Source organism: Chlamydia abortus (assembly GCF_002895085.1).
GTDB lineage: Bacteria > Chlamydiota > Chlamydiia > Chlamydiales > Chlamydiaceae > Chlamydia > Chlamydia abortus.
In genome coordinates, this window is sequence record NZ_CP024084.1 from 475,186 (window position 1) to 487,659 (window position 12,474).

Here is a 12,474-nt window from a genome sequence, read left to right on the forward strand (position 1 = left end):
CTTAGGACATAGAGAGTTTTTTTTCAAGAACTTTGGTCCCAAAACACAAGCCTCCACGGAATGTAAAGCAAACCTTACATACTTCGTCCGCATATAAAAATATCTTAATGTTTGTAATTTTTTTGGGACTGAGTTTAAAAAGTAATTTTAACACAGCCGCCGTGAATTTTACACTGACAGGCGAGACGTTCATTAGAGTCTTCAGACTCTCCAAGAAAGTCTTTTTCCTCTTCTGTAAAACTAGAAAGATTTTCTTTGCCTTCGACAACTTCGATAACACAGGTGCCGCATACACCTTCTGTACATGCAAAAGGAACCCCTGAAGATTCGCAAGGCTCTGCTATGCTAGAACCATCTTCAAGTTCAAACTCTTGTGTTTCGTCTTCGGATGCAATGATCAATTTTGCCATTTATGACTTCCTGAAAATCTTTTAACAACGAGACTAACAATTCGGAGTAGAGGGATTCGAACCCCCGACCTATTGCTCCCAAAGCAACCGCGCTAACCAGGCTGCGCTATACTCCGTACAAATGTCTCTAAGAGATCAAGACGTTAGCACAGAAGAAAATAGTCTACAAGATAAACATAACCTAAAATTCATGAATCTCTGTCATAAGAGTTTTTCTTGAAGATATATGTTTTTTATCGTTATTGAGGAAAATAAGAGAGTCTCATAGGGGAGGCGCTTGGTGACAAGCAAACAAGAGAAATTATGGAGAATGGCTCTCATTCCCTTAGGTATTCTTCTTTCTTTTTTGATTCCTTTACCTCAGCTGCTTTTAGATACGGGTTTATGTATCAACTTTATTTTATCGCTCACCGTTGTATTTTGGGTATTTTCTTTAAAATCTAGCCTGGAAGCTAGGCTCTTTCCTGCGTTATTTGTGTACCTTTGCTTATTTCGTTTGGGATTGAATCTTGCTTCAACTCGATTGATTTTATCCTCGGGTTGGGCATCACCTATGATTTTCTCTTTGGGGAATTTTTTTTCCTTAGGGAGTTTAGGAGCAGGAATCGCTGCCTGCTGTCTGTTTTTTTTAGTAAATTTTCTTGTCATTGCCAAGGGATCAGAAAGAGTCGCGGAAGTACGTGCAAGATTTATTTTAGAAGCTCTGCCTGGTAAGCAAATGTCACTAGATGCCGATCTTGTGTCTGGACGAGCCTCGGCGATGGATGTTGAAAAACAAAAACAAGATCTTTTTGAAGAAAGCGATTTTTTTTCTTCGATGGAGGGAGTGTTTCGCTTTGTAAAAGGGGATGCTGTTGTCAGTTGTATTTTGCTCATTGTCAATACGATAGCAGCTGCCTATTTTGCTTGTTCTGTGGATAGAGAATCAGCAAGTTTATGGCTCACCGTGGTAGGAGATGCTTTAGTCAGCCAAGTGCCTGCACTCATGACATCATGTGCTGCAGCGACCTTGATATCCAAGGTGGGCCAAAAAGCATCTCTCCTTGAGTATATGATAGACTATTACGAGCAAGCGCGAGTGCATTTTCGAACGATTGCTCTTTTATTCTCCTCACTACTGTTCATCCCAGGGACTCCTAAAGCTCCTGTGATTGTTTTTGCTATTGCCTTGCTCATCGCCTATAAACCACCCAAAGATGTACAGGGGCCTGAAATTCTATCTGAAATATTCCAACAAATACACCTCTCTCTTTCTACAGATTACACAGGAGTGAACCCGCACGAGCTCTATGCACAAGCACGGGAAGAGATCTTCAATGAAACAGGCGTATTCTTGCATCAAGAGATGAAGATTTTTTATCGTGACAAACCCGCATCTTTGAGTTGCTGTGGGAAACATTTTCATCTCGAAGAAATTTCTTTATCTCGTCTTTTACCCATACTAAGAAATCTACTCCCAGAGGCTATTCACGGAAATTATGTCAAAATGCTTGTACGACAAGCGCAAAATGTTTTGGGTATCTCGATCGATGAGATTATTCCAAAAAAAATATCTGAAAATTCCTTGCTCTTTCTCATAAAAGGTCTGGTCAAAGAACGCGTATCTTTGAGGTTATTCCCTAAGGTATTGGAAGCGATAGCGTTATATGGATCTCCAGAAGAAAACCCTGAAATACTTGCCGAGAAAATTAGAAAATACCTAGGGAAACATATAGGAAGAGCCCTTTGGGATCAGCAAAATACACTAGAGATCATCACGGTAGATTCGCATGTAGAACGTATGATAGGTGATTTATATTCAAAATCTAATCCATTGATGTGTGATAAGGTAATTTGCCAAGTACAGACTCTCTTAAATCAATCCGCGGGGGGAGATTTTCGTGCGATCATTACGGGATGTGAGTCGCGTTTTGAACTAAGGAAAATGATAGAACCTTACTTTCCAGATTTACTTGTTTTATCACATAATGAACTTCCAGAAGAAATCCCTATTTCTTTGCTAGGATCCGTGTCTGACGAGGTTTTGACACTTTAATTGTGAAATTCATCTAATTAAAACAAATAAAATATTTTAATTGAGGTGTTGTTTAAAATATTTTTTTTATTTAATCTTAAAATAATTACTGAAAGAAAAAATTTGTGAAAACACAAAATACGCAAAACATTTCTGAGATTTGGGAATTATATTGGCAGACTCAAGAAATCGAGTATCGAGATACTCTGATTGATTTTTACCTGCACTTAGTTAAGTGTGTGGCCCACCGCTTAATTTCCGGTATGCCTTCCCATGTAAAGACCGAGGATCTGTATGCTTCCGGTGTTGAGGGTTTAGTTCGAGCTGTTGAACGTTTTAACCCGGAAAAGAGTCGTCGTTTTGAAGGGTATGCTTTATTTTTAATTAAAGCAGCTATTATCGATGATTTAAGGAAGCAAGACTGGGTGCCAAGGAGCGTACATCAAAAAGCAAATAAGCTTGCTGATGCTATGGATGCTCTGCGGCTGTCACTAGGAAGAGAGCCTACGGATGGTGATCTTTGTGAGTATTTCCAAATTTCTCAACAAGAGCTTTCTGGCTGGTTTGCTTCAGCACGACCTGCGTTAATTATTTCTTTAAACGAGGAAAGACCCTCGTTATCTGATGGTGAATCTGGTGTAGCTCTAGAAGAACGTATCGCTGATGAAAGAGCAGAAACAGGGTACGACATTGTTGATAAAAAGGAATTCTCTTCATTTTTAGCAAGTGCTATCGAGAGCCTAGAAGAGAAGGAAAGAAAGGTGATGGCTCTATACTACTATGAAGAGCTCGTTCTTAAGGAAATTGGAAAGATTCTAGGAGTTAGCGAATCACGAGTATCCCAGATTCATTCCAAAGCCCTTATCAAACTCCGAGCTGCTTTATCTGCTTTCCTTTAAGGAATTCTCTCTGCTTGTTGTTCCACAGTTAATCTGCTTGTTGTTCCACAGTCAATGTGAATGCTCATCATGCCAAGAGATAATAAGATCCCTCCAACAACACTGAGTAGCATGAACCACAAGTTCAAAGTCAGTATCATAGCCGTACAACTCCCTGCTGTTGCTATAACAGCTAGAGTAATAAGAACTACAGACATGATACGAGAAAAAATTGTAGACTGAACAAAATTCGCTGTTTTATTTTGTAAACGGCTGATAAAAGAAGTATTTTCCAGAGCTGGGCTTATCATTATTAAAATTACCTTTAAGTAAAAGAACCCGTCTATTTTAAATTCAAGTAGAATTTTTATCCGTTTATTTTTTTCTAGAGTAAATCCCTAAGGAATCTTGCATATAAGAGTACTGATCGTTAAGATAGTCCTTCAATTATTAAGATTTTTTGTTATTGCGATGCGGGATTTTATACAACACTTGCAAGATCGGGGAATCCTCGAAAATTTTTCCTCAGGATTAGATAACGTAAGCACCCCAGTTTCTGCCTATCTTGGATTTGATCCCACAGCCCCTTCTCTTCATATAGGACATTGGATAGGGATATGCTTTTTGCGTAGGATGGCTCACTTTGGTCTCACTCCTGTGGCTCTTGTAGGTTCTGCGACCGGAATGATCGGAGACCCCTCAGGGAAAAGCATAGAACGTACCCTACTTGAGGAAAGCCAAGTCGCCTATAATAGCCAGAAACTCTCAGAATGTCTTGCTTACTATTTACCCGGAGTGCAAATAGTAAATAACATAGACTGGTTGAAAGAAACGACTGTGATAGATTTCCTGAGAGACGTAGGGAAGCATTTTAGACTAGGCGTTATGTTGGGTAAGGATACAGTCAAACAGCGTGTTCAGTCTGAAGAGGGCATTAGCTATACTGAATTTAGCTACATGCTTTTGCAATCATATGATTTTGCTTATCTCTTTGAGAACTATGGAGTATGTTTGCAATGTGGGGGAAGCGATCAATGGGGGAATATTACTTCAGGCATTGATTATATCCGTCGTCATGGATTGGGACAGGCTTATGGTTTGACTTATCCGTTGTTAACAAATAGCCAAGGTAAGAAGATTGGGAAGACTGAGTCAGGAACAATTTGGTTAGATCCCAAGCTAACATCTCCCTATGAGTTATATCAGTATTTTTTAAGGCTTCCGGATCAAGAAGTGCCTAAAGTAGCACGTACATTAACTTTATTGAGTAATGAAGAAATCTTTGATCTAGACCAAAAGTTTTTATTAGATCCAGTAGCTGTGAAAAAGTTTGTTGCCGAAACTCTAGTCACCTCTATACACGGTGAAGACGGACTAAGAGAAGCGCAGGTAGTCACTCAAAGCATACATCCGGGTAAAGTATCTTCAGTTTCTGAGAAGGATTTTCAAGATCTTGTTGCTATGGGCCAGGCAGTCTCTTTAGAAGGAACACAGGCACTCGGCAAACGGTGGATAGATCTTTTTGTTGCATTAGGGGTTTGTAGTTCTAAAGGAGAAGCGAGAAGATTGATCGAGCAGAAAGGCCTCTATGTAAATAGTGAACCTATTGAGAATGAACACAGTGTTTTTGAAGAAACTCAGGTGTGTTTCGATCAATATGTTTTATTAGCACAGGGAAAGAAGAAAAAACTCGTTTTGCGTCTAATTTAAGTGTGGAGGAGGATTGGTGGCAGATAAAGCTGGTGCGGATATTGGGCTAATTGGTTTAGCTGTAATGGGGAAAAATCTGGTGTTGAATATGATCGACCATGGTTTTTCTGTGTCTGTCTATAATCGGAGTCCAGAGAAAACTCGAGAGTTTCTTCAAGAACATTCTCAAAGCCCCGAACTTCAAGGACATGAAACATTAGAATCTTTTGTGCGTTCTTTAAAACGTCCTAGAAAGATCATGCTGATGATCAAAGCAGGAACTCCTGTGGATCAAAGTATTGATTCGCTATTACCTTATCTTGAAGCTGGTGATATTATTATCGATGGGGGGAATAGCTATTATAAAGATTCAGAAAGACGGTGCCGTGATCTTAAGGAAAAAGGCATATTATTCATAGGTATGGGTATCTCTGGAGGAGAAGAGGGCGCTCGTCATGGACCTTCTATTATGCCAGGAGGTAATAGTGATGCCTGGCCGGCAATAGCCCCTATCTTCCAAAGTATTTCTGCTAAGGTTAATGGGAACCCCTGCTGCTGTTGGGTTGGCCCCGGAGGCGCAGGACATTATGTAAAAACTGTACATAATGGCATAGAATATGGAGACATACAGTTAATTTGTGAGGCTTATGGCTTATTGAGAGCACGTTTAGATCTATCTCCTGAAGCTGTATCCGTGATTTTTGCTGAATGGAACACACGTGAATTAGAAAGTTACTTGATGAGAATTTCTGTAGAAGTTCTCTCTTTAAAAGATTCCAATGGCTTCCCAGTTATTGATACCATTTTAGATGTTGCTGGACAAAAAGGCACAGGGCGTTGGACTGCCATTGACGCTATCGATTCGGGAGTGCCCCTTTCGCTAATTATTGAATCTGTATTAGCACGCTTCCTCTCTTCTTGGAAAACTATTCGTGAGCGCGCTTCTCAAGAACTTCCGGGTGTTCCTATCGTTTTTGAAAAACCTAGAGACCCTCATCTTTTTATTGAAGATGTGTTCCAAGCGCTATACGCTTCGAAAATTATCAGTTATGCTCAAGGATTCATGTTATTGAAACAAGCATCTGAAGAGCATCAATGGAATTTAAATTTTGGAGAGTTAGCCTTATTATGGAGAGGCGGATGCATTATCCAAAGTGTTTTCCTAGATGCTATCCATAAAGGTTTCGAAAATGAGCCGGAAGCACCTTCGTTAATTTTACAAAGCTATTTCAAGACTGTATTACAACATTCCGAGCCCGGTTGGCGAAGAACAGTTGCCTATGGTGTGGGTTCAGGATATCCCATGCCTTGTTTAGCAGCTGCATTAACATTTTATGATGGTTACCGAACAAAAGACTCTCCAATAGCTTTAGCTCAAGGATTAAGAGACTATTTCGGAGCTCATACTTATGAACGTAAGGATAGACCTCGAGGGGAGTTCTATCATACAGATTGGATAGGGTCAAAAACAACAACTCTCGTAAAATAATTTGAGAAAAAGCGAGAGGGACTTCAGTGTGCGTTTTGCGCGACTCTCTTGCTATCTTTAGGATAACTTATAACGCCCCTGTGTGTTGGCCTATGCTAAGTATTGAGAGTAAACTGCAGGGGAAAAAAGTATGTATCCAAACCCTAAGTTTCTCTCTAGAAGGGGGGGGGTAACGTATCTTTAAGGCTTGCTAATCTATTTTAAGAACTTCAATAAAAGCGGTGTTGGGAATAGAAACTTTCCCAAATTCCTTCATCCGCTTTTTACCCTTTTTCTGTTTTTCCCAGAGTTTTCGTTTTCTTGTGATATCACCGCCGTAACACTTTGCCGTCACATTTTTAGAAAGAGCACGAATTGTTTCTCTAGCAATGACTTTTTTATTGATAGCAGCTTGGATGGGGATTTTAAAAAGTTGTTGAGGAATAACACCGACAAGCTTCTCACAGATACTTCTTCCGCGTGCTTCCGCTTTATCTCTATGTACAAGGCAAGAAAAAGCATCGACAGGTTCGTCGTTGATGAGAATTTCCAGTTTGATGATAGATCCTTTACGGTAATCTCCTAAACGATAATCAAAAGATCCATAACCCTTAGTTACAGATTTTAATTTATCATTAAAATCAGAGACAATTTCATTTAAAGGAAGATCATAGGAAAGCACCAACCTATGTTGATCTAACATTTCTGTTTTTAAGCATACACCACGTTTATCTAAACATAGATTCATAATACTGCTTAAGTACTCTTGTGGTGTAATGATATTGACATGTACCCAAGGCTCTTCCATATGTTCTATGATCGAAGGATCTGGATAGGCTGTAGGATTATCTATGAACAAAGTTTTGCCATTTTTTAAGACAACCTTATAAATTACACTAGGTGCTGTAGCAATAATGTCGAGATCAAATTCTCGGATGATTCTTTCAAAAACGATCTCTAAATGCAGGAGTCCTAAAAACCCACAGCGAAAACCAAAGCCTAAAGAATGGCTACTTTCTTGTTCGATCGTTAAAGCAGAATCGTTAAGTTGTAAACGGCTTAAAGCGTCTTTTAAAGCATCAAAATCTGAAGAATCAATAGGGTAGATACCAGCAAACATTACAGGATTGATTTCTTTGAATCCTTCTAAAGGTACCTTAGCAGAATGCTTGACTGTAGTTACAGTATCACCAATCTTTACATCCTTAACTTTTTTTAAGTTGGCTATGAAATAGCCTACCTGACCTGCTCGTAAAGATCCCTCAATTAACGTTGCTTCGGGAAGAAAAGCTCCTACACCTAATACCTCAAATGACGATCCTTTTGTTGCCATAAAGGTAATGCGGTCACCTTTTTTAATTTCTCCACTCATCACACGGACATACACCATAATACCTACATAAGGATCATAGTGAGAATCAAAAATCAAAGCTTTTAATTCAGTTTCTTCAGGAGATTTAGGTGGAGGGATTAATTCCACAATGGCTTCAAGAATTTCCGAAATTCCTTCCCCAGTTTTTGCTGAGCAGGCGATTGCATGTGTAGTATCTAGCCCTATGTAATCTTCTATTTGTTTTCGGATTTTTTCAGGGTTTGCTGCTGGTAAATCAATTTTATTTAAAATAGGAATGATCTCCAGATCACGTTCTAAGGCTAGATAAACGTTAGCTAAACTTTGAGCTTGCACACCTTGAGCTGCGTCAACAATTAAAAGAGCTCCCTCACAGGCAGTTAAGGATCGTGATACTTCATAAGAAAAATCCACGTGCCCCGGCGTGTCTATCAGGTTCAGCTGATACACTTCTCCATTGTATTTATAATACATTGTCACTGGATGCGCTTTGATGGTGATCCCACGCTCTCTTTCTAGATCCATGGAATCAAGGAGCTGTTCGCGCATTTCTCTTTGCTCGACTGTACTTGTACTTTCAAGTAAGCGGTCAGCAATTGTAGATTTCCCGTGGTCAATATGCGCAATAATAGAAAAGTTTCGAATGTTTTCTAGCTTATACTCTTTCAAAATACAGGAGGGGTCTTGTCAATTTCAGAGAGAGCCATGTTAGACTGAGCATTGTTAGTTGTCAATACTACTAGAACTGAAATGTAAGAAGATGATTTTAATTTATTTAAGAAATCAAAATTAGAATAGCTATTGTATTTGTAGTTTGTACGTTTTATCGTTTTAAACCGTAGTATATTATAAATATGTGCATTTATAATTATAATTTTGTTTTTTTATTTAGTATGACATATGCAAGCTTCTAATCTTTTTGTCTCCCAAATACTTCCAAAGCAAGAAGTAGTTTGTCGATACATGCAAACAAAGAGACCAACGCCATCTCAAATAATCATATTAATTGTTTTGAGTATTTTATTTATTATTTCAGGTCTTATTTTTTTATCGATATTACCTTCATATGTAAATATCATTATCTCACTACTATGCGCAGGTATGAGCTGGTGTATTTTATCGTTTGTTACAGCCCAAATTATCATTAAATATTCTCAACCTAAATACAAGCACATCCCTTTTGGATTTCGTTATGTAATTAAATCGGAGTTTCCTAAGGTATTTTTTGATTTAGTCACTAAGCAAGACTTAAAACTTACGAATTTTAGGGAGTTATTAGTCTATATTCATGATTGTAGAGAATCTCAAGAAACATCACTTCGAAATCATCGACATAAACTCTCTCCTCAGTTAAAGAAGATTTTGGAAGATTTTGGTGTTGATAATTTAGACAGCGAAATTAACGGACAACATCTTCCAAGCTTAGACAACTTATTAATAGAAAATTGCCCTTTATATTGGGTGAAGCGCTTTATAGAGTTAGGTAATAAGAATGTCTTAAGAGAAAATTTAGAAAAATACAACCTCGGGTATTCTGGAATCTATTGGTTTTCTGAATTAGATTCAATACGTCAATCTGTTACTCCAAGAACGGAACATGGAACAATTTTCCTCATGCAATCTTATGGATTAGCGCAAGAATTGCGCCACGAGGAATATGTTTTTTTAATGGATCAGGTGAAAAATCATACTTGGGATCATCGACAAGTAACCGCTGTAGTAGACAGGTTATTAATTAATGCTCAAGGAGATTATAGCAGATATATGGGTGAGAAAGATAAGGTAGAGCTATTGTCAGAACTACGGGTGACATTTACAGAGGAGAGTATAAAAGAGCTCGTTTTTCGTATATGTTCACATGGTATCTCTTGGGAGCAACTACAGCTTATTCGATCAACATCGCTTGCTTCTTGGCAGTTTTTATGTTGGTTAGATCAATCGGCTCCCCACGGAGGTATACGCATACTAGCAAGGTCTTTTCTAGGAGATTTTATTAGTGAGAATAGTCTTAGGTATGAGTCTAATATTGCTTTAGCAACTTATTCTGAATGTAAAAATGTTTCCCGATACAAAAGCCTGATGAATCAAAAAACAAGTCAAGCTTGGAAGACTATATGCTACTATTTTAATCACCGTATGAAATTCCATGAAAAATTCGAAGATATAGAAGAAACTTATCTAAATAGGGATGACGAAGGTTATAATTAAACTTGTTTAGAAGTTTTCAAGACAAAAAAAAATCCTCACTTGGAAACAGGTGAGGATTTTTGTTAAGACCTCTCATTGAAGCTTATGAAGAAGCGTTCTCAACAGCAGGTGTTCCCTGAATTGATGAGGATGCTTCAGTATTTGTAGGAGCAGCAGCTTCTTCTCCTGCAAGCTCTTGTTCTTTGAGAGCAGATTGAATTAAGAACAACTTATTGAGCTTGGTAGCGGAGACTAGCCATACTGCAATAATCAGGAAGAGTGCTATTGCTAAGTAAGGTGTCATAGCTCCAATGCTTCCACAAACGACTAAGAGACCTTGTTGGATTAAAGAACCTCCGGATTTTCCGAAACGAGCGGCAACCACGTCAATAGCAGCCTTTCCTTTAACTTTTTGTTCTTGGTCTAATGGAATGTAGGCCATTTCTTTAGTCGCATCAAAGAGGGCATACTTAGTGGATTTAGATAGAATGTTTTGGATAGCACCAACCATAACAGCAAGCATTAATGGTGTGGTTCCAAACATCGCTACGATGCCGGAAGCTTGATCTCTAAAGATAACCAAAATGAAGAAAAAGACACCTGTTAACAATACCATCACCGGTGTAACAAGAGCTCCTGTTAACCAGCCGAATTTACGGATAACGTTACCTCCGATAAACAACATAACGATTACGGAGACAACACCAGTCCAGAATGAGAAATTACCCATGAATTCGCTATACTCGTTAGCATTGGGGTATTGCATTTTCAACTGGCTCTTCCAAGTGACTTCTACGAGGTTAATGCAAATACCGTAGCAAATAACAAGAAGGGCTAATAACAACATGTAAGGAGATCTTGCAAGGTAAGCAAAGCTTTCTTTCATCGTCATTTTTGGCTTTGATTTCTTAGTTTTGTTTAACTCTTTAGGATCATAGAATCTCGGGTCGGTAAGAACACACTTATTCATCCACCAGTAGCATAGGATAATAATACCACCGGAAATCACAACCATGCTCATTAAGAGGTAAAGGGAAAGACCCCAAGGATCCGTATTGCCTGTAGCACTAGCGCGTAGCTTAGAAGCCCAGATAATAGAACGGCCAGAAGCTAGTAAGGCTACGTTAGCCCCAACTCCAAATAAAGCGTAAAAACGTTTAGCTTCGCTGATTTTAGTAATTTCGTTAGCGAAACCCCAGAACATTAAAGAAAGCATAACGCTTCCCCATAGTTCGGAAAGCACATAAAATGCAGCAAAAGTCCAGTTTCTAAGCATGGCAACGCAGCCCATCAATCCTTGAGGAAGGATGGCCTGTAATTTATCCGCAAAATCCGTTGGATGTAAAATGTGACGGAATGGATAAATTACTGTAGGAAATAAAGCAAAAAATAGAAGAAATGGAGCAATTACTGTGTAAAAGAGGGCTGGCTTACTTAAAATATTGCTTAATTTGGCATAGATAAGCATGAAGACAACAGCGCAAGGAACAACAAGCCACAGTTTGATGAAAGGTATAGCCTCTGCACCAGATCCGGGAGCCGTTACGATAAGAGTGTCTTTTGTATCACGCAATACGGTATAGTTGAACGCAATACAGAAGAACATTAGGAACATTGGCAGCACCTTCTTTAGCTCGTGCATGTGTATCGGCCAAAGAAAAGAACGCAATTTTCCAAAAGGTTTTTCCGCTGTTTGTGTCATATTTACCCTCTGAAATAGCTTAGTTATTAATTTATAAGTTATTAATGATTTAGTCTTTAAAACAATTAAAATTTAGTATTTTTAGCCTTTTAGCATACCATTTTCTTTCTCTATTGACAAGAGAAAACAAGACGAGGAGCTTAAAGGCTTTTTAGAGTACTCGAGAGACTAGAGTAAATCGGCTAAAATATTCACTTTACTTAGCCGATTGTAAAGTCTTTTAAACAAAAGACTGAGGAGAATCTAGACTTGAAGCATTGGTTCTTACTGCCTCCACATAGGCGTTCCATAGCTCAACACTAACAATACCATTGCGGATAGAACGAATCAGCTCTCTTTTTAAAGAGGGAAGAGGTTTTTTAGGGCTAAACCGTGCTAAAAGATCTTTATCTCCTACTTGTCTCGCTAATTCTAAAACGCGTTCTATGTCAGTTTTAGTAAAGTTAATAAAGTCTCTGCGTTTTTTAGAGCCTCTAGGAGCTCGAGGTTTTGGGTTAATGGCTCGTGGTGAATCAGATTCTAAAATAAATGTTTTTAGCATTTTTAGAAATTGCTCGGGGGCGGCGCTTTTCATTTTTTTTAATGTAAAATGGTGCATGTAGCCACCACTTGGTCCTGGAAGATAGCGACATAAATCGTTTTCTTTATCCCCGCAGACCTTTCTAATAGCTTTTAAGATCAGTTTTTCTACTTCTTCATTTATATTCGACTGTTCTACGGCCATGAAACCCACCTTGATAACTTGCTAAATCTTCATAAAAATTAATCGATGTTT

At 38.5% G+C, this 12,474-nt stretch carries 10 protein-coding genes and 1 tRNA gene; 5 read left to right on the forward strand and 6 right to left on the reverse strand.

Annotated features, from left to right (window positions below):
* Positions 1–134 precede the first annotated feature (134 nt).
* Positions 135–410 (reverse strand): 2Fe-2S iron-sulfur cluster-binding protein, encoded by a 276-nt coding sequence (locus tag CHAB577_RS02215; RefSeq protein ID WP_006344062.1) that lies wholly within the window; start codon positions 408–410, stop codon positions 135–137.
* 41 nt (positions 411–451) lie between these two features.
* Positions 452–526: transfer RNA gene (locus CHAB577_RS02220), tRNA-Pro, on the reverse strand.
* Between the two features lie 194 nt (positions 527–720).
* Here CHAB577_RS02220 and CHAB577_RS02225 point away from each other — a divergent pair.
* Together CHAB577_RS02225 and CHAB577_RS02230 are read left to right on the forward strand one after the other, a co-directional pair.
* Positions 721–2,445: an EscV/YscV/HrcV family type III secretion system export apparatus protein gene (locus tag CHAB577_RS02225; protein WP_049765690.1), complete on the forward strand. Its 1,725-nt coding sequence runs from the start codon at positions 721–723 to the stop codon at positions 2,443–2,445.
* A 104-nt stretch (positions 2,446–2,549) separates the two neighbouring features.
* Entirely contained in the window at positions 2,550–3,323 is a 774-nt protein-coding gene (locus CHAB577_RS02230; protein ID WP_006344064.1) for a FliA/WhiG family RNA polymerase sigma factor, read from the forward strand.
* On the opposite strand, the gene CHAB577_RS02235 is transcribed toward CHAB577_RS02230, so the two are convergent.
* On the reverse strand, positions 3,320–3,613 hold the full coding sequence (locus CHAB577_RS02235) for a hypothetical protein (RefSeq protein WP_011097053.1): 294 nt from the start codon (positions 3,611–3,613) through the stop codon (positions 3,320–3,322). The two genes, CHAB577_RS02230 and CHAB577_RS02235, sit on opposite strands and share 4 nt — an antisense overlap.
* Before the next feature lie 160 nt (positions 3,614–3,773).
* On the opposite strand from CHAB577_RS02235, the gene tyrS reads away from it, so the two are divergent.
* Together tyrS and gnd are read left to right on the forward strand one after the other, a co-directional pair.
* Positions 3,774–5,012, forward strand: coding sequence for a tyrosine--tRNA ligase (gene tyrS / locus CHAB577_RS02240; RefSeq protein WP_011097054.1), 1,239 nt, complete (start codon positions 3,774–3,776; stop codon positions 5,010–5,012).
* A gap of 16 nt (positions 5,013–5,028) precedes the next feature.
* Positions 5,029–6,480 carry a decarboxylating NADP(+)-dependent phosphogluconate dehydrogenase gene (gene gnd, locus CHAB577_RS02245; protein WP_173024157.1) on the forward strand — a complete coding sequence of 484 codons (1,452 nt, stop codon included), beginning with the start codon at positions 5,029–5,031 and terminating at the stop codon, positions 6,478–6,480.
* 190 nt (positions 6,481–6,670) lie between these two features.
* On the opposite strand, the gene lepA is transcribed toward gnd, so the two are convergent.
* The gene (gene lepA / locus CHAB577_RS02250) at positions 6,671–8,479 is read right to left on the reverse strand and encodes a translation elongation factor 4 (protein WP_011097056.1); all 1,809 of its coding nucleotides are present in this window, start codon (positions 8,477–8,479) and stop codon (positions 6,671–6,673) included.
* Positions 8,480–8,911: 432 nt separating this feature from the next.
* Between lepA and CHAB577_RS02255 the strand changes: the two genes are divergently transcribed.
* Positions 8,912–10,018 (forward strand): DUF1389 domain-containing protein, encoded by a 1,107-nt coding sequence (locus CHAB577_RS02255; RefSeq protein ID WP_041461358.1) that lies wholly within the window; start codon positions 8,912–8,914, stop codon positions 10,016–10,018.
* Between the two features lie 82 nt (positions 10,019–10,100).
* Here CHAB577_RS02255 and npt1 read toward each other — a convergent pair whose 3' ends face one another.
* Positions 10,101–11,699: an NTP/NDP exchange transporter Npt1 gene (gene npt1 / locus CHAB577_RS02260; protein ID WP_011097058.1), complete on the reverse strand. Its 1,599-nt coding sequence runs from the start codon at positions 11,697–11,699 to the stop codon at positions 10,101–10,103.
* A gap of 220 nt (positions 11,700–11,919) precedes the next feature.
* Positions 11,920–12,423 carry a DNA binding protein DdbA gene (gene ddbA, locus CHAB577_RS02265; RefSeq protein ID WP_041461327.1) on the reverse strand — a complete coding sequence of 168 codons (504 nt, stop codon included), beginning with the start codon at positions 12,421–12,423 and terminating at the stop codon, positions 11,920–11,922.
* Positions 12,424–12,474: the final 51 nt, after the last annotated feature.